Below are 18,417 nucleotides of genomic sequence, written 5' to 3' on the forward strand. Positions count from 1 at the left end.
AGCTTTATGGCTATGCCGTTTTACGGGTGGTTCTGATTTCATGGGAATACAATAAATATTCATAGTCGCCTTTGGAATTCTTTTGTTATATAATAAATAAAAATATGTAATTGCTTGGGGGCGATATAATGTCAATTACAGTAGGAAAACTATTTGGAAATGGGGCTGTACTCTACCAAATGAAATTAATAGCAGGAAACAAAGGACTTAATAAATTAGTTGAGTGGGTACATATAGTTGAGGATGATGATGTTAGTAAATTTCTTCATGGAAATGAAGTTGTATTTACTGCAGGTATACTTAATAAAACAAAAGGTTGGCTTTTAAATTATACAAAAAAACTATACAACGTCGGAACTAGCGCCTTTGTTATAAATATTGGGCCCTATACTAAAGAGGTTCCAGAAGAGGTAATAAAATATTGTAATAGTGTAAACATGCCTCTTTATACTATTCCTTGGGAAACAAGGATGGTTGATATAACTAGGGATGTATGTTCTAGGATTATACAAAGTGAGCAGGTAGAGATAAGTCTTGCAACAACTATTAAAAATATTATATTTCAAATTGGAGATTTAGAGACTCATATACTTCAAATGGAGAGGTATGGATATTTAAGGGATAGCAATTTCTGTTTTATTGTTATGTCTTTTGAGGGAGAAAAAGATGAAGAGTTTAATATGAATAGAATCAGGATGTATTCTGAAAGAATTGCTAGAAGTATTCATGAGCTTTATATATCTTTTCCCCATAATGATTGCTGGGTTTTGGTTTTAGTTAATTATAGTAATTATAATATAAATAGTTTTGTAACTAATTTCTTTAGCGAATGGGATATGCACTCCTGTAAAATTTATATGGGTGTAGGTGAAAATAAGGCAGGAATAAAGGTTCAGGCGGAAAACTTTAATAATGCTTTTACAGCTATGAATATGGCTAAGAAAAAAGGTAAAGAGATAATTTTTTATGATAAATTAGATATTTATAAAATTTTATTAAATACAAAAGATAAAAATATTCTAAAGGCATATTATGAGGAGACCTTAGGAAAATTAGAGAAATATGATAAGGAAAATAATACAGATTTAATGGAGTTTTTGTATACATATTTAAAAAATAACGGAAGTCAAAGTCTTGTTGCTGAAAAACAATATATTCATAGAAATACTGTTAATAATCAGCTTAAAAAAATTGAAAAAATAACTGGATTTAATCCTCTAGGATTAGATGAGAAGTTAAGATTTTATTTAGGATTTTATATTAAAGATTTAATGTAGATGTGCATATGCACAAAAAAACTTAGTCACCTATTCATTGTATTTAATTAAAACACAGGTATATAATATAAACATGTTAAAGATGAATAATAGAAATTTGATAAACAGCGACGGAGCTTGTTCAATAGAATAAGTTCCGTCTTTTTATTTAAGGGGAGCGTGTTATGATATGAATGGTGAGGAAATTAAAAGTACATTAAAGAAATATAATTTACAATCATGGAGCAAACAAGGAAATTTAAATCCAATATCCGTTGAAAAAGCTGATGGAATTTATTTTTGGGATTATGATGGAAATAGATATACAGATATGTCTTCTCAACTAGTTAATATGAATCTTGGATTTGGGAATAAAGCAATAGGGGATGCAATTAAGGAACAAGTAGACAAGTTTTGTTTTGTAGGACCATCCTTTGGAGCGGAATCTCGAGCAAAGCTTGCAAAGAAAATAATCGAATTAATGCCTGATAATATGGGAAAAGTATTTTTTACAAATGCAGGTGCAGAATCCAACGAAAATGCAGTTAAAATAGCAAGAATGTTTACAGGTAAGTCTAAGGTATTTAGCCGCTATCGTAGTTATCATGGATCATCATTTGGGGCAGGAAACTTAACTGGTGAACCTAGAAGATATACTTTAGAACCTGGAATACCGGGGTTTGTTAAGTTTTTTGACCCATATATTTATAGGGAAGCTATAGAATTTAAATCTGAAGAAGAGGCAACAAAATACTATTTGACAAAATTAAGAGAGCAGATAGTATATGAAGGACCAAACAGTGTTGCAGCTATAGTTTTAGAAACCATAACAGGTTCAAATGGTATAATAATTCCACCGAAGGGCTATTTACCAGGAGTTAGAGCTTTATGTGATGAGTTTGGTATTTTAATGATATGTGATGAAGTAATGACAGGCTGGGGCAGAACTGGTAAGATGTTTGGATTTGAGAATTTTGGAGTAAAACCTGACATCGTAACTTTTGCAAAAGGTGTAACCTGTGGTTATGTTCAACTTGGGGGAGTAGCAGTAAGTAGTGAAATTGCAGCATACTTTGATGATAATTTATTATCTTGTGGCTTAACTTATAGTGGTCATCCTCTAGCTTGTGCAGCAGGACTTGCTTGTATTAATTATTATGAAGAAGAAAACATCTTAGATAATGTAAATAAGGTTGGGAAAGTACTTGGTGAAAAACTTGAAGAGATCAAGGGAAAACATCCATCTGTCGGGGATGTACGATATATTGGGTTATTTTCAGCTGTGGAATTAGTTAAGGATAAAGAGACAAAAGAGGCATTAGTACCTTATGGAAAAGATCCAGAAGGAGTTATGGGAAAAATCTTAGGAATGCTTAAAGAAAGAAAATTCATGACCTATACCCATGAAAATATGATACTTGTAGCTCCACCATTAATTATTACAGAAGAGCAGCTAGTTGAAGAGTTAGCTAAATTAGATGAAGTGCTTGAAATTGTGGACAAAGAATTTATCTAGATGAGGTGAAAATAGTGGCATATGAATTTAGTTTACCAGGACGTACTATTATGGGAGACGGTGCACTTGAACAAAGTGAAAATATAATAAAATCCTTTGGGAAAAAGGCACTTATTGTATCAGGTAAAAATGTAACTAAGATGGGTACAGTTAAAATTATTACTGACTGTTTAGAGAAATGGGAAATGGATTATTTAATTTTTAATGAAATAACTGGTGAACCAACAGAGGTTATGATTGAAGCTGGAGTTAAGTCTTATAAAGAAGGAGAATGTGACTTTTGTATATCAGTAGGAGGAGGAAGTCCTTTAGATAGTGGAAAAGCAATAGTAGCTATGACAAAACTTGAAGGAGAAATCTCAGATTACATGGGACAAACTATGGAAGGAAAGTTTCCACCCTTAGTATTAATTCCAACTACAGCAGGAACAGGCTCTGAAGCTACAAAGTTTACAGTTATTACAGATTCAAAAAAAGATATAAAGATGTTATTAAAAGGAGAAGCACTGCTTCCTGATTTAGCAATTATTGATGCTAAGTTTTCACTTACAGCTCCAAAAGGAGTTACAGCAGCAACTGGTATGGATGCATTAACTCACGCAGTTGAAGCTTATACTTCAAGAAAAGCTAATCCATTAACAGATACTTTTGCCTTATCTTCGATTAAAAAAATATTTAAGTATTTACCACTTGTATATAAAAATGGAGAAGATAAAAAAGCAAGAGAAGAAATGGCAATAGCTGCTTATGAAGCAGGAGTGTGTATAAACAATTCCTCTGTAACCATAGTTCATGGAATGAGTAGACCAATAGGAGCTTTATTTCATGTACCACATGGAATTTCAAATGCAATGCTTATAAAGGAATGTTTAAGCTATGTTTTAGATGGTAGCTATGAGAGATTTGGTGAGATTGGAAGAGCAATCGGGGCAGCTGATGAAAGCAAAAGTGATAAGGAAGCTTCAGAAGCTTTTTTAGATAAACTCTCAGAGCTATGTAAGGTATGTGAAATACCTACATTAAAAGAATATGGTATAGATAAAGATGAGTTTAATAAATTTGTAGATAAAATGGCACAAGATGCAATGAACAGCGGAAGTCCATCAAATACAATAAAAGAAGTTTTAAAAGATGATTTATTAAAAATATACGAAAGATTATGGTAGAAATAATTTGCAATGGCGCAAAACTTAAGGTTTTGCGTCATTTTTTATATTTAGGGGAGGCGTAGTAAGTATGATTAATGAAATAGAAACTACATTTCAAGAAGAGTCAAATAATATAGAAATTAAAATAGAAAATTTAAGCATGATATATCAAGATAAAAATGGTGGAAAACCGGTAACCGCTCTTAAGGATGTTAACCTAGAGGTTAAAGAAGGAGAATTTATTTCATTATTAGGACCATCAGGCTGCGGAAAAACAACATTGCTTAGAATCATAGCAGATTTATTACAACCTTCTATGGGAAATATCACAGTAAGAGGACAAAGTCCAAGAGATATAAGACTACAAAAGAAGTTTGGAGTAGTGTTTCAAAATCCGGTTTTATATGATTGGAGAACAGTTAGAAGAAATGTATGTATGCCAATGGAGATTTTAGGTATGAAGAAACAGGATCGTACAGCTAAGGTTTCAGAAATGCTTGATCTAGTAGGATTATCAAAGTTTGGGAAACATTATCCCTATGAATTAAGTGGCGGCATGCAGCAAAGGGTTGGTATAGCAAGAGCATTAGCAATTAATCCAGAAATTCTTCTTATGGATGAGCCATTTTCTGCTTTAGATGAATTTACTCGTGAAAAACTTCATGAAGATCTTTTGGATATCTGGAGTAAAACAAAAAAGACAGTAGTATTTGTAACTCATAATATTTCAGAAGCGGTTTTCCTATCTGATAGAGTTGTTGTTTTATCACCACATCCTGGACGTGTTTCAGCTGTAATAGATATAGATATTCCAAGACCAAGAAATATGGAATCAAAACAAACACAAAAATTCTATGACTATATAACTAAAATTAGAAACAGCTTTGAGGGGGTGTGATAATGCTAAGTAAGAAAGAAAAATACAAAGTCAATTTAGTGTGGACTATTGGAGTATTTTTAGTTTGGGAATTGATTGCTTTCTTTCTAGATAAAGTGATTAATGACCCTATGGCTGATGCGAAGTTACCTTATCCACATAGTATTATTGTATCTATTACTCAGAATTTTACCGATTTAGTTTCAGCAGCTGGACTTACTTTTTCAAGAGCTGTTTTAGGATTTGCACTTGGAGCTTTAATAGGTTTTGTATTGGCAATTATTATGAGTTTATCAAAGATAGCAGAAAAGATAGCTTTGCCCTATTTGATAGTATCACAAATGATACCAGTATTAGGACTTGCTCCTATAATATTCACTTTAGTTAAGGATATGAATACTTCAAGAATAGTAATAGCCGCTTATATAACATTTTTCCCTGTTTCAGTTAATATGCTGAGTGGACTTAATAGTGTTGAAAGTGATAAGAAGGAACTACTATATTCATATGCAGCTAAGAAAAAGAGCATATATTACAAGCTTATGATTCCCTATAGTTTACCCTATCTATTTGCAGGATTAAAAATAGCAGCGCCAATGGCAATAACTGCATCAATATTAGTTGATATGTTAGGTTCAAGTGGTGGGATAGGTGTTAAACTTCTTTATTCATTATATTCTGGAACAAAAGATGTCTTTTGGGCTTCAGTTGTAACTAGTGCGCTTATGGGTATTATGGGTTATTTTGTAGTGATTTTCTTTGAGAAGATATGTATGCCATGGAGAAAACAAACTACATAAGGGAAAGGAGAAGAAGTCATGAAAGAAAAAGTTAAAAATGTTTTATTGCCTTTGGGATTTGGAATATTAGTTATATTTATATGGCAAAAAGGACTTATACATGATGTTTTAGGTTTTAAGCCTTTTCAACTACCTATACCATCACAAATTATAGATACTCTGCAAAAGAATTTTGATAAAGCTATAGCAGATACTATTGTAACAATTTCAGGAGCTTTAGTTGGACTAGCTTTAGGATGTCTTATTGGATTTTTAGTGGCTGTAATAGCTACACAATTTCCAAAGTGGGGATACACAGGACTTAGTATAATAGCAGCATTTAATGCAATACCGATAGTTGCATTATCTCCTATAATGAATCGCTGGTTTACTAGTGGATTTGCTCAAAAGGTAGGCGTAGTAACAGTAGTTTGTATGGCAGCTATGGCAATTAACGCTTATAGAGGGTTAAATGATTTAAAGTCTTTCTCTAAAGATTTATTGGAATCCTATGCTTCCTCAGAGAGGGTTATATTTTTTAAACTTCGATTACCTAATTGTTTGCCTAGTGTGTTAACTGCACTAAAAATAAATGTTGCAGCAGCAATAATGGCTGCAATGATAAGTGAGTATTTTGCTGCATCTACTTCAGGTATTGGGTTTGGAGTAAAAGATAACTTAAGAAAAGGGATGATGGCAATGGGGTGGTCTTACATAGTTATGGCAGCCTTAGTAGGAATTGTTCTATATTTAATTGTTCTTTTGGTAGAACGCAGAGCTATAAAATGGCATGCTTCTCAAAGATAAATTATTTTATTTAAAAAGGGGGATATAAAAATGAAAAAGAAATTATTAACTCTATGTTTAAGCGTAGTAATGATGGGATTAACCCTTGTAAGCTGCGGTACTAAGGCACAAGATACTACAAAGACTGATGGAAGTTTAGATAAGGTGAAACTTCAACTAAAATGGCTTCCTCAGTCACAATTTATGGGATTTTATGTAGCTGCTGAGAAAGGTTATTACAAAGAAGAGGGAATAGATATAGAACTTTTACCAGGTGGAAGTGATATTATACCAGAACAAAATGTATATAACGGGGCAGCAGATATCGGAGTTACATGGGTATCAAGTTTAATGACCTATCAAGCTCAAGGATATGAGTTACAAGAAATAGCACAAGTATTCCAAAAGTCAGGTTTATTATTAGCTTCTAAGAAATCCTCAGGAATTAATTCTCCAACAGATTTAAAAGGTAAAAAAGTTGCTAACTGGTTTGGTGGTAATGAATATGAAGTTCTTGCATTATTAGAAAAATACAAATTAAACAAAGATTCTGACCTAAAGTTAGTTCAACAAGATTATACAATGGATCAATTAAAAGAAGGTTCAGTTGATGCAGCTTCTGCAATGACTTATAACGAATTTGGATTGTTATTAGAAAGTGGTATTCCAGAAAGTGATTTAAATGTTATAAACATGAATGACGAAGGTGTTGCGATGCTTGAAGACTGTTTATTTGTAAACTCTGAATGGGCATCTAAGAATAAAGATGTAGTTGCTCGTTTCTTAAAAGCTACTATAAAAGGATGGCAAGAAGCTGTTAAAAATCCAGAAGCAGCTGGAAAAATTGTTTATGAAGTTGATAAATCAGTATCTTTAGAACATCAGGTTTATATGGCTAAAGAAGTAGCTAAACTTGCAGCTCCAGAAGGATTTGACTCAGCTAAAATAGGACAAATAGATATGGATGCAGTTAAACAAACAGCAAAATTCTTAAAACTTTATAATAAAGATTTAGCTAAAGATCCAGTAGTTGATAAAACAACATTTACTTCAGAATACTGGGATGAAGCAACTAAGTAATTAAACTTAAGTTCAGATGAGAGAATTCTCTCATCTGAACCATAAATATACAAGCTTAGTGCGACTTATCATCATCTAAATGGGTGATGTGTAAGTGGCAGTAAAGGTTATAAATGGTATAAATGAAAGGGGAATATGTATGGATTTAATTATAAAAAATGGAATGATTATAACATCAAGTGAGACATATGTAGCTGATATAGCTGTTAATGGTGGAAAGATAGTAGCAATAGGTACAGATTTAGATGAAAAAGGAGCAAAGGTTGTTGATGCTAAAGGAAAGATGATTTTACCTGGGGCTATAGATGTTCATACACATTTGGCAATGCCTTTTGGAGGTACTGTTTCATCAGACAGTTATTTATCTGGAACAAGAGCTGCAGCTTGTGGTGGAGTTACTACAGTTTTTGATTATCCAATGCAAAGAAAAGGCAGTGGTATTTTAGAGACTGTAAAGGGAAGAAGAGAAATGGCTGACCCAGAAGTTTGTGTTGATTATGCCTTCCATTGCATTATAACAGACTTAAATGATGGGAAGATATTAGATGAATTTGAAGAGGCAGTTAATTACGGTATAACAAGCTTTAAATGTTTTTTTGTATATAAAAAAGAAGGAATGATGGTAGATGATGCAACCTTCACTAAAATTTTGTTAAAAGCTAAGGAAACCGGTGCCATAACTAATCTTCATGCAGAAAACCCAGATTTAATTGATTTAAATATTGAAAAGTTTTTAAAAGAAGGAAAAACCTCAGCTTGGTATCATTATTTAAGTAGACCTGAGTATGTTGAGGCAGAAGCAGATAAGAGAGCTGTTCATATAGCAAAATCGGTAGATGCACCGCTTTATATAGTTCATATGGCTGATAAAGAAGGCCTAGAAGCTGCTATAGAAGCTAAAATGGATGGACACGACATATATATAGAAACTTGTCCTCAATATTTAGAATTTACTAGTGAAGTTTATAAAAGAGAAGATGGAAGAAACTTTGTATGTTCACCGCCAATCAAAGGACAAGAAAGTCAAGATGCACTTTGGAAAGCCATTAACACAGGAGCTATAGATACTGTAGCTACAGATCATTGCCCATTCCAAAGTTATGAAAAAGATTGGGGTAAAGATGATTTTACTAAGATTCCTAATGGATGTGCAGGGGTTGAAAACTTATATCCATACATGTTATCTAAAGCAAATGAAGGAAAGTTAAGTTTTAATAGAGTTGTAGAACTATGCTCAACTAATCCTGCAAAGATATTTGGATGTGCGCAGAAAGGTTCTATAACTGTTGGAAAGGATGCAGATATAGTTATATATGATCCAGAAAAAGAGTTCACAATTTCAGTAGATAACATGCATTCAGATTATGATCATACTATTTGGGAAGGTAAAAAACTTAAGGGATATCCAGTGCAAACTTATGTACGTGGAGCTTTGGTATATGATAATGGTGACTTTGTTGGAACACCTGGATTTGGTAAGTTTGTTAAAAGAGTAGGACGTAAATTAAGTGAAACTTGATTCAGGTGGGGTTTGATCCCCAACTGAATGTTAGTTGAACTTATCTAGGGTCGTGCCACTGTTATCTCCCAATTGAAGAAAAGCAGATATTCCAAATTTTATATTTGGCGTAGTCGCTTTCACACAGTGCGTGGGAGTGTTACAGTGGCTAGACATCAGATAAAGATGTATTAAGAGGGGGCAATGAAATGAATAGTTTATTATATAAAGATATTTCACTTAGAGAGGATATTGCAGGATGTTTACTTTGTCATGAGGCACCTTGCCGAAAAGCTTGCCCTCATTCAGTAGAAGTTGATAGTATTATTCTTTCTTTAAGATTTGAAAATAAGGCTGGAGCAGTAAACAAATTGCCTGATGTCCTGCCTTGTGATATGTGTGAATCTAAAGCTTGTAAAGATGACTGTTTAAAAGGTAAGATTAACGATCCAGTTAATATAGATAGAATACTAAAAGGTATATCTAGTGAAGAAAAGGTTGAAGAAAAAGAGGTTGATTTATCAATAGATTTTTGTGGAGTTAAATGTGAAAACCCATTTTTTCTCTCATCTTCTGTAGTTGGTAGTAACTATGAGATGGTAGCTAAGGCCTTTGATATGGGATGGTCAGGAGTGGCTTTTAAAACTATAGGTATGTTTGTGCCTAAAGAGGTTTCTCCAAGGTTTACAGCCCTTACAAAAGAGAATGTACCTTTTGTAGGATTTAAAAATATTGAACAGATTTCTGATTACACCTTAGAAGAAAATATTGAATTCCTAAAAAAGTTAAAGAAAAACTACCCAACTAAAGTTATTGTTGCATCAATTATGGGACAAAACGAAGAGGAATGGACTACCTTAGCTAAATTAATGACAGAGGCAGGAGCAGATATAATAGAATGTAATTTTTCTTGCCCTCACATGACGAATAAAGGAGTAGGTTCAGATGTTGGTCAAGACCCAGATTTAGTAGCTCTTTATACAAAGGCTACAAGAAAAGGCACCCATCTACCTATATTAGCTAAAATGACACCGAACATAGGTAATATGGAAGTTCCTGCAATAGCTGCAATGAAGGCAGGAGCAACAGGTATAGCAGCTATTAACACAATTAAAAGTATAATGAACTTAGACTTAGAAACCTTTGAATCGGAACCAAATGTAGAAGGTAAAACAAGTGTTGGTGGATACTCAGGGAAGGCAGTAAAACCTATAGCCCTTCGTTTTATTCATAGTATGAGTAGTTGTGAAGCGTTAAAAGATGCAGAGTTTAGTGGAATGGGTGGAATAGAAACCTGGAGAGATTCTGCAGAGTTTTTAGCATTAGGCTGTAAAAATGTTCAGATTACAACTTCTGTAATGCAGTATGGATATAGAGTTATTGAGGATTTAATAAATGGGATGAAGTTATATTTAAGTTCACAAGGATACCATAGTATTTCTGAAATTGTAGGGAAAGCACTTCCTAAAATAGTTCCAGCAGATGAACTAGAGAGGGATAGTATCTGTTATCCAAGATTTAATAGAGAAAAATGTGTAGGTTGTGGTAGATGTTATTTATCCTGTTATGATGGAGGCCATCAAGCAATAAAAATGGATGAGAAAAGTAAAAAGCCTATACTTATTGCAAATAAGTGTGTGGGATGTCAACTATGTGTAACTGTTTGTCCAGCTAACGCTGTGGCACCAGGAAAAAGGGTTAATAAAAAAAAATAAGGGGGATACTGAGATGTTAACTTGTAGTAAAGAAAGACTTGAAGACAAAATTAAAACTTTTAGTAAGTTTGGAGATACAGGAAAAGGAGGCATTACAAGATTATCTTTATCTAAGGAAGCTCTAGAGGCAAGAGAAGAGTTTTGCAAAAGGTGCAGAACACTCGGAATGGAAATAAAAACTGATGACATGGCTAATATTTATGCAACTATACCTGGCGAAGAAGGACTTCCAGCTATAATGAGTGGTTCTCATATGGATTCAGTTAAGCAAGGCGGGAATTATGACGGCATATTAGGAGTACTTACGGCACTAGAAGCAGCAGAAACTATTGTTACTGAAAAGATAAAACATAAACATCCTATTACTGTAGTAGTATGGACTAATGAAGAAGGTGCTCGCTTTGAACCTGCAATGATGTCTTCTGGAGTTATAACTGGCAAATTTGATAAGGATATTATGTTAGCATCAAAAGATATTGAAGGAATTACATTTAAAGAAGCTCTAGAAGCTAGTGGTTACATGGGCGAAATAGAAAACAGAGCTACATTAGAGAAGTACAAGGCTTTAGTAGAACTACATGTAGAGCAAGGACCAGTACTTGAGGATGAAAAAATAGATATAGGAGTTGTAGAAGGGGTTTGCGGAATGATAAACTATGAATTTACATTTATAGGTCAAGCAGATCATGCAGGAACAACACCTATGAAGTATAGAAAAGATGCTTTATATGCAGCTGTAAAAACTATACAATATCTACATGATGAGCTTGATAAGCTTGATAGCAAGTTAGTATATACAACTGGTAAAATATCAGCACATCCTAATATCCATACAGTTATTCCAGACTGTGTAAAGTTTACTTTAGATGCAAGACATCAAGACCCAGATGTTATAAGTAAGGTTCTTGATATTATAAATGAAATTCCTAAGGTGGTTGAAAAGTGTGAAGCAAGTTATGAAAAGGCATGGTCACGTAATACAGTTCGCTTTAACTCTGACTTTATAGATTACGTTGAAAAAAATGCAAAAGAATATGGTTATTCCACTAAAAAAATGTATAGTGGGCCAGGACATGATGCTCAATTTATAACAGAAATAATTCCAACAACCATGATTTTTGTACCTAGCGAAAATGGACACAGCCATTGTGAAAAGGAGTTTACTCCACTTGAAAATTGTTTAAAAGGAGCAAACGTATTATTACAAACAATATTAGATATTGATAAAAATTAAATATTAAGATATTAAAAAACTCACAGGATCTAGTTAGATTTGTGAGTTTTTACTTTTTATAGAAATAAATATTTATAAATAAAAATTATTAATTAGAATTGACTATTAAGTAAAAAGATGCTAATATTTTTACAAGAACTAACGATAGGTAGGAAGAGGTGAGGATTTGTCTAAACAAAAAATACTTGATGCTGCCTTTGAATCATTTTCAAAAGGTCACTATAACAGTGTAAGTATTTCTGAGATATCACAAAAAGCAGGAATAAAAAAACCTTCTATCTATGCACATTTCGATAGTAAAGAAAGCTTATTTTTACAAGTGTTTGAAGATAAGTCTTCAAAGATTTACTCAAAGTTTTTAAATCTTATCAATGAAAATAGAGGATGTGATACCAAAGTTATTCTTGAAAATATTTTAATAGAAAGTATTAATTACATTAGAGAGAATAAACCAATTGGAGGATTTTTAGCTTATTTGTTTTTTGTTACATCTTACGATTTACCAGAAAAAATTATTGATAGAATAGAAAAGTTCAAAAATTTAATGAATTACTTAATTACTGAAACAATTGAAAATGGAATTAACAAAGAAGAATTAACAAAAGAGGAAGTTGATGCCATAATATATTTCTATTACTGTCTCTTACAAGGAAACATACAAATGGAGTTAAATTCAGATATTTTTAACATGGATAAAGTTAATAAAAGTTGGAACTATTTCTGGGAGAGTGTAAGAAATAAATTTTATGGCACACAAATAAAAGCTTAAGGGGGAAAAGAAAGTGGTTAGCAAGTTAAAATTAAAAGGCAAAATTTTAGTAATGACAATATCTTTATTAGTAGTTTTAGGAGTTTCAGTTTTTGGAGTAGTATTTTCTCAGATAAAAAATCTAGTTGTAAATAATTTGAATACTAGCCTTAATAGCTATGTTAATTTGGCAGAGAGTATTTTAGACGAGAAGTACCCTGGTAATTGGAAAGTAGAAGGAGACAAGCTTTATAAAGGAAATACTATTATAAATAATAATACAGAATTTGTAGATACCGTTAAAGAAGCAACAAATTCACCAACTACAATATTTCTTGGAGATACTAGAGTTGCTACAAATGTTATAACAGATGGTAAAAGAGCTGTTGGAACAAAGGTATCTGAGGAAATAGCAAATGAGGTTTTAACAAAAGAAAAAGAGTATATTGGATCAGCTAAAGTACTTGACTCTAAATATAGGGCAAAGTATGTACCAATAAAAGATAACTCAAATAAGGTTATAGGAATATTATTTATAGGAATAGAAGAATCAAAGATAAATTCTGAAGTAAATGCTTTAATGTTAACAATAGGAATAATAACTTTTGTAATAGTAGGACTAGCTATCCTAATATCAATATTATTTACTAATTCCATAACAAAAAATATTAAAAAAATTGTATTTTCTTTAAATAAGATTTCAAATGGAGACCTTACGGAAGTTTGCAACATAGATGCAAAAGATGAAACAGGAGATATAGCAGAAAGCTTAAATAGCATGAATAAAAATATATCTTCATTAGTTAAAGAAATCAAAACAACATCAAATTATTTACAAGAAAAAGGAGAAAATTTAACTGCTGTATCAGAGGAAATGGCATCCTCTTCTGAAGAAGTAGCTATGGCTATACAAGGGGTAGCAAAAGGAACTGTAACTCAAGCAGAAGACCTAGTACAAGTATCCTTTGTACTTGAGAAATTTGGTAGCGAAGTTGAAGAAATTGTTAGTGATATTTATGAAATAGATTCAAGTTCTAAATATATAAGCTCTATGGCAAACACAAGTAACGAAGATATGAGTCACTTATTTAAATCTGTTGAAAATATAAATCTTACATTTAATGAATTCATGAGTAAGATAAACCTGCTTGAAGGTAATATATTAAGAATTAATGATATAACAAATGCAATTAATAGTATAGCTGATAAAACTAATCTTTTAGCCTTAAATGCAGCTATTGAGGCTGCTAGAGCTGGTGAAGCTGGAAAGGGATTTTCAGTTGTAGCAGATGAAATAAGAAAACTTGCGGAGCAATCAAAAAATTCTTCAATGGATATAAATAGTTTAATAAACAATATATCAAAAGATAGTGAGAACATTATTAACTCTGCTGATGGAATGAATTCTGAGCTTAGTAATCAGATAAACATAATAAATACTACTATGGATTCCTTTAAAAATATAATTCAGTCTGTTAATGGTATAATACCAATGATAGAATCTGTAAATACCTCAGCAATATCAATAAAAAATGAAAAAGATTCGATAGTTAAAAATATAGAATCCTTAACAGCTATATCTGAGGAGGTTTCTGCATCATCAGAAGAAATAGCTGCATCATCAGAAGAGATGAGTGCTTCTTCTCAAGAAGTCACAACTACAGCTCAAGATTTAAGTGATATGACTATAAATATAAATAAATTAATAGATAAATTTAAAGTATAATTATAAAGACACATGTATAGTAGCCATAGTTGACTATAAGATATATGTGTCTTTAATATTTATATACTTTTAGTATTAAAAATTATTATTTTACTACTACCCCTACACCGTTTGGAATTACAACAACCTCTGCATCTTTTCCTTTTATTTTATAAGCTATTTCTAAAGCTTTTTCAAATGTACTTGCATGTTTCATATGCATACTTTTAATCATATCTGGATCACACATATCAGTAACCATAATTACAGTATAGTTACATAAAATTCTTGCAAGTATTTGAAATTCCCATTGATCAGGAATGGTTTCGTTTCGAGGAACAGTTAGTACCTTGTCCAAAAGTTCTTGAGGATTTTTAGCTTGTGCTACATTATCATAAAAAGATTGTCCACCATGACCATCATTGCAGGCTGCTATCATAATAATTACTCCACCTTTTCTACAAGTAGCTTCAGCAGCTGTCATTCCTTTTACGGATTGGTATATATTTTGATCTAAAGGATATCCACCATTACTTGAAACTACAATGTCAGCAGGTATGCTTTTTACACTTGAAAGCTCCATTACAAATTTACAACCTTCTTCATGAGCTAGTTTACTATCTCCAGCAAAGGCATTTATAATATTTTTATCTTCATCTATAACAACATTTAATATAAATTCAAGGTTTGCTTTTTCAGCAGCATAAAGCATGTCTTTATGAATAGGATTGTCCTCTATTATTCCAGTTCTAGCTTTACTGCTATTTATAAATTCAGAGCAATGATTAGCCATTATAGTTTTTGCAGAAGCTATTCCAGGTAATATGCTTTTTCTACCTCCAGAAAATCCAGCAAAAAAGTGAGGTTCTATAAAACCTTCTGATATAAGTAACTCAGTCTCCATAGCTAATTTATTTAAATAAAGTTCCCCTCCAGAAGGTAGAGTTCCAACATTAACTAAGCTACTCTCATCTGTTGAGATATGATTTATTATTTCTTCATTTTCTGCAACTGTTTTGCCAAACTTACTAATCATCTCTTCTTTTGTAGTTGGTCTATGAAAACCTGTGGCTATAAGTATTTTTATATTGATACTCGGATTTACCTTTCTTATTCTTTTTAATAATATAGGCATGGTAATTTTACTAGGAACTGGTCTTGTATGATCACTTGTGATGATAACCATGTTATTTTTACCTTTTACTAGTTCCTCTAAAGAATTGCTGCCAACAGGGCTATCAAGGGCTTTGTTTACGATTTCATCCTGAGAAATAGAAGCCCTGTAATTATTTGCTTTTGACTCTAAAATACCTTTTAAATTTTTATCCTCGATAGTTATTTTTAGTGTTTTATTGGAATAAGGGATATCAATTGTATTCATAAATTCTCCTCCTCTTAAAAAATATACATAACCATATTTTAACATACAAAATGAAAAATAAAAAAGCCATGCCAAGAGTACATAAGATTAGCAAGGCAGAGCTTTTTAAGTATATATTGATATAAAGGTATCTTAGAGTAGATTATAGCTTAATAACAAGTTGAAAAAAGATTTGAACTAATCTAGTGTTATAATATCTTCTTCATTTACTCGTTGCATGGCTCCAAGAACTTTAAATATACATCCTATAATTGCTATGTTATACCCTTTACTTATATTTAAGTTAGGGATTGGAGTTAGAGGAGTATCTTCTATGGCTTCTGATTCAACAATTTCTACATATCGCCTATCTGCTACATTACCAAAAATAATATAAGCAATAAGTACTAGGCTATTTGATAAAGCAACTAATCTATTTGGGCTAACAGCATTATTAGGCTCAGTACCTTTTAATCTATTATATATAATTTGTTTATCTTCATGTGCTGAAAAAAGAAGAACTATATAAGCAAAAATAGCAGTGTATGCTGCGGCAATCTCTTTATCTATTAATTCTAAATCAAGCTGTACATTACCAGTTTGACGTATAGATGTACCGTTTAAAGAGGAGTTATTTGTAGAACCATTATTTGTAGAGTAATTATATGAAGGCATATATTCATCTCCAAGAATTAATTTAACTACTACTAATATATTAATACATATAGTTAATGTGTACCTTTTTAGATATTAGTCAAAGTAACAAAAAATAAACTGTTATTACATTGCCTCATATTGTAATAACAGTTTATTTATTATTTTATATATTTCTTTCCAATTATACACTCGAGTAATATTATCATTTAGAGGAAGTCTATTGTAGTTCGTATCAATTAGTAGAACCTTATAGCCAGCATTTGAAAGCTGAAGTGCATTATCATAGCTATCCTCAATAAATATGTCACAATTAAGTTGGTTAGCTGTTTCAACTTTATCTGGTGAACCTAAAACATAAAGACCATCATAAGAAATTTCATTTTTCTTAAGATAACCATGGGTTAACATAGTTAAGCTTTTATCTCTAGCAGTTACAAAATATATATTATTATACATACTAAGTTTATTTATTAGTTTGCGAGCATTTGGTAGAAGTTCTTGCTCAAGATGAATTTGAAACTTATGATTTTCATAAAATTCAGCATAAACACTTTCCTCTACACCTAAAACATTGGGAATTGAATATTCAGTAACTTGTTCTTTAGAAACATTGGTATTAAAATATTTATTAGAAAGATTTAACCAATAATATGCATCAGTTATTGTACCATCAATATCAATACAGATGTTTAAATTTTTCATTTAATCACTCTCCTTATATGAATTATATTATCATTTGGAAGTTAAGGTTTTATTAAATATAGGTTAAATATATATAAGTAAGGATGGTAAAAGTATGCAAATTAATAGATTGTTAGAAATAGTGATGATTCTTTTACATAAAGAAAATATCACAGCAAAGGAACTTGCTGAACGGTTTGGAGTATCTACTAGAACTATTTATAGAGATATAGATGCACTTAGTTTAGCGAATATTCCTATATACACAAACAAGGGTAATAAAGGTGGAATTAGGATATTACCAGAGTTTACTCTTAATAAATCAATTTTTTCAGAAGAAGAGCAATCAGAAATGTTAAATGCCTTGCATAATCTTAAGGCTGTTAAATATCCTGAAATTGATGGAGTTTTGACTAAGCTTGGAGCTTTGTTTAAAAATGCAAACAGCTATAACTGGTTGGAAGTTGATTTTTCTAGTTGGGGTAGTGGGGAAGAAGAAAAAAATAAGTTTAATAAAATTAAATCATCAATTTTAAGTCATAAGGTTATACGTTTTAATTATATAAATTACGATGGAGAGGAAACTGAAAGAGAGGTGGAGCCTTATAAATTAATATTTAAAGGGCAAGCTTGGTATGTGGTTGGATTTTGTAGAACTAGAAATGCTAATAGAACCTTTAAAATCTCAAGAATAAGAGAACTAATCATAAGAGATGAAGGCTTTGATTTTGTAGATGGAGATGGAAGGTTTATAGATAGTTCCTCCTCAAAGAATAATATGATTAACCTTATATTTAGATTTAATCGTAAAATAACCCATAGAGTTTATGACGAGTTTAAAATTGAAGATATAAATAATAAAAATGATAAATATATAGAGGTTAATACCCCATTTGCAGAAGGGGAGTGGGTATATGGATATATACTATCTTTTGGTGCAGATGTTGAGGTTATAGAACCAGAATATATAAGAGAAGAAATAAAAAATAGATTAAGTGATGCTGTAAGAAATTATTTATAAATTTATACTTATAAGTGCGTAATAGTTAAATATCATTCGGCATAATAAGCTAATACAGCAGAAATTGATTTAGCTACAGCGTGAAAACTTTCATTGCTTAACGTTGTTTAAATTCCTTCTTTTTCTCATCTTCAATCTAATCCTTTTAAAAATTTAACAATATTTTTTATAAAAAGATGAATAATGAACAAGCAGAAAAAGTAGACTATCTATTGAATGTCTGCACTTCTGCTCTGTAGGCGTGCCTTTCAGCGCCAGTATAATCTATTTTAAATTTAACAATATTTTTTATAAAAAGATGAATAACGAACAAGCAGAAAAAGTAGACTACCTATTGAATGTCTGAATGTCTGAAT

General features: G+C 31.5%; 16 protein-coding genes. 13 read left to right on the top strand and 3 right to left on the bottom strand.

Annotated elements, in window-relative coordinates:
• Positions 1 to 128: 128 nt before the first annotated feature.
• From B3N22_RS00855 to B3N22_RS00910, 12 genes are all read left to right on the top strand, one after another.
• Positions 129 to 1,277 (top strand): PucR family transcriptional regulator, encoded by a 1,149-nt coding sequence (locus tag B3N22_RS00855; RefSeq protein ID WP_286904125.1) that lies wholly within the window; start codon positions 129 to 131, stop codon positions 1,275 to 1,277.
• A 169-nt stretch (positions 1,278 to 1,446) separates the two neighbouring features.
• Positions 1,447 to 2,772 carry an aminotransferase class III-fold pyridoxal phosphate-dependent enzyme gene (locus B3N22_RS00860; protein ID WP_286904126.1) on the top strand — a complete coding sequence of 442 codons (1,326 nt, stop codon included), beginning with the start codon at positions 1,447 to 1,449 and terminating at the stop codon, positions 2,770 to 2,772.
• Between the two features lie 14 nt (positions 2,773 to 2,786).
• Positions 2,787 to 3,938 (top strand): iron-containing alcohol dehydrogenase, encoded by a 1,152-nt coding sequence (locus B3N22_RS00865; RefSeq protein ID WP_286904128.1) that lies wholly within the window; start codon positions 2,787 to 2,789, stop codon positions 3,936 to 3,938.
• A gap of 70 nt (positions 3,939 to 4,008) precedes the next feature.
• A complete protein-coding gene (locus B3N22_RS00870; RefSeq protein WP_073022106.1) occupies positions 4,009 to 4,818 on the top strand; it encodes an ABC transporter ATP-binding protein in 810 nt (269 codons plus the stop codon).
• 2 nt (positions 4,819 to 4,820) lie between these two features.
• Entirely contained in the window at positions 4,821 to 5,597 is a 777-nt protein-coding gene (locus tag B3N22_RS00875; RefSeq protein WP_286904133.1) for an ABC transporter permease, read from the top strand.
• Between the two features lie 18 nt (positions 5,598 to 5,615).
• Positions 5,616 to 6,383 (top strand): ABC transporter permease, encoded by a 768-nt coding sequence (locus B3N22_RS00880; protein WP_286904134.1) that lies wholly within the window; start codon positions 5,616 to 5,618, stop codon positions 6,381 to 6,383.
• A 30-nt stretch (positions 6,384 to 6,413) separates the two neighbouring features.
• Positions 6,414 to 7,442 (top strand): ABC transporter substrate-binding protein, encoded by a 1,029-nt coding sequence (locus B3N22_RS00885; RefSeq protein WP_286904136.1) that lies wholly within the window; start codon positions 6,414 to 6,416, stop codon positions 7,440 to 7,442.
• Between the two features lie 139 nt (positions 7,443 to 7,581).
• A complete protein-coding gene (gene hydA / locus B3N22_RS00890) occupies positions 7,582 to 8,961 on the top strand; it encodes a dihydropyrimidinase (protein WP_286904215.1) in 1,380 nt (459 codons plus the stop codon).
• 188 nt (positions 8,962 to 9,149) lie between these two features.
• Positions 9,150 to 10,655, top strand: a complete 1,506-nt coding sequence (gene preA, locus B3N22_RS00895) for an NAD-dependent dihydropyrimidine dehydrogenase subunit PreA (protein ID WP_286904138.1) — start codon at positions 9,150 to 9,152, stop codon at positions 10,653 to 10,655.
• 13 nt (positions 10,656 to 10,668) lie between these two features.
• Positions 10,669 to 11,889, top strand: a complete 1,221-nt coding sequence (locus B3N22_RS00900) for a Zn-dependent hydrolase (RefSeq protein ID WP_286904140.1) — start codon at positions 10,669 to 10,671, stop codon at positions 11,887 to 11,889.
• 166 nt (positions 11,890 to 12,055) lie between these two features.
• Positions 12,056 to 12,658 carry a TetR/AcrR family transcriptional regulator gene (locus B3N22_RS00905; protein WP_286904142.1) on the top strand — a complete coding sequence of 201 codons (603 nt, stop codon included), beginning with the start codon at positions 12,056 to 12,058 and terminating at the stop codon, positions 12,656 to 12,658.
• A 13-nt stretch (positions 12,659 to 12,671) separates the two neighbouring features.
• Positions 12,672 to 14,363: a methyl-accepting chemotaxis protein gene (locus B3N22_RS00910; RefSeq protein ID WP_286904144.1), complete on the top strand. Its 1,692-nt coding sequence runs from the start codon at positions 12,672 to 12,674 to the stop codon at positions 14,361 to 14,363.
• A gap of 85 nt (positions 14,364 to 14,448) precedes the next feature.
• On the opposite strand, the gene larA is transcribed toward B3N22_RS00910, so the two are convergent.
• The 3 genes from larA to B3N22_RS00925 form a co-directional block, all read right to left on the bottom strand.
• Positions 14,449 to 15,723: a nickel-dependent lactate racemase gene (gene larA, locus B3N22_RS00915; RefSeq protein ID WP_286904146.1), complete on the bottom strand. Its 1,275-nt coding sequence runs from the start codon at positions 15,721 to 15,723 to the stop codon at positions 14,449 to 14,451.
• A 177-nt stretch (positions 15,724 to 15,900) separates the two neighbouring features.
• Positions 15,901 to 16,377, bottom strand: coding sequence for a hypothetical protein (locus B3N22_RS00920; protein WP_286904148.1), 477 nt, complete (start codon positions 16,375 to 16,377; stop codon positions 15,901 to 15,903).
• Between the two features lie 105 nt (positions 16,378 to 16,482).
• Positions 16,483 to 17,061, bottom strand: a complete 579-nt coding sequence (locus tag B3N22_RS00925) for a 5' nucleotidase, NT5C type (protein WP_286904150.1) — start codon at positions 17,059 to 17,061, stop codon at positions 16,483 to 16,485.
• Positions 17,062 to 17,155: 94 nt separating this feature from the next.
• Here B3N22_RS00925 and B3N22_RS00930 point away from each other — a divergent pair, with 94 nt between their 5' ends.
• A complete protein-coding gene (locus B3N22_RS00930) occupies positions 17,156 to 18,061 on the top strand; it encodes a helix-turn-helix transcriptional regulator (RefSeq protein WP_286904152.1) in 906 nt (301 codons plus the stop codon).
• Positions 18,062 to 18,417: the final 356 nt, after the last annotated feature.

Origin of the sequence: Clostridium sp. UBA1652 (genome assembly GCF_002320975.1) — a bacterium.
GTDB lineage: Bacteria > Bacillota > Clostridia > Clostridiales > Clostridiaceae > Clostridium_T > Clostridium_T intestinale.

Excerpts from the sequence above, each read along its gene's own strand:
- B3N22_RS00875 (WP_286904133.1), top strand. The coding sequence starts at position 4,821 with ATGCTAAGTAAGAAAGAAAAATACAAAGTCAATTTAGTGTGGACTATT.
- larA (WP_286904146.1), bottom strand. The coding sequence starts at position 15,723 with ATGAATACAATTGATATCCCTTATTCCAATAAAACACTAAAAATAACT.
- preA (WP_286904138.1), top strand. The coding sequence starts at position 9,150 with ATGAATAGTTTATTATATAAAGATATTTCACTTAGAGAGGATATTGCA.
- B3N22_RS00855 (WP_286904125.1), top strand. The coding sequence starts at position 129 with ATGTCAATTACAGTAGGAAAACTATTTGGAAATGGGGCTGTACTCTAC.
- B3N22_RS00870 (WP_073022106.1), top strand. The coding sequence starts at position 4,009 with ATGATTAATGAAATAGAAACTACATTTCAAGAAGAGTCAAATAATATA.
- B3N22_RS00925 (WP_286904150.1), bottom strand. The coding sequence starts at position 17,061 with ATGAAAAATTTAAACATCTGTATTGATATTGATGGTACAATAACTGAT.
- B3N22_RS00880 (WP_286904134.1), top strand. The coding sequence starts at position 5,616 with ATGAAAGAAAAAGTTAAAAATGTTTTATTGCCTTTGGGATTTGGAATA.
- hydA (WP_286904215.1), top strand. The coding sequence starts at position 7,582 with ATGGATTTAATTATAAAAAATGGAATGATTATAACATCAAGTGAGACA.
- B3N22_RS00885 (WP_286904136.1), top strand. The coding sequence starts at position 6,414 with ATGAAAAAGAAATTATTAACTCTATGTTTAAGCGTAGTAATGATGGGA.
- B3N22_RS00900 (WP_286904140.1), top strand. The coding sequence starts at position 10,669 with ATGTTAACTTGTAGTAAAGAAAGACTTGAAGACAAAATTAAAACTTTT.
- B3N22_RS00930 (WP_286904152.1), top strand. The coding sequence starts at position 17,156 with ATGCAAATTAATAGATTGTTAGAAATAGTGATGATTCTTTTACATAAA.
- B3N22_RS00920 (WP_286904148.1), bottom strand. The coding sequence starts at position 16,377 with ATGCCTTCATATAATTACTCTACAAATAATGGTTCTACAAATAACTCC.
- B3N22_RS00860 (WP_286904126.1), top strand. The coding sequence starts at position 1,447 with ATGAATGGTGAGGAAATTAAAAGTACATTAAAGAAATATAATTTACAA.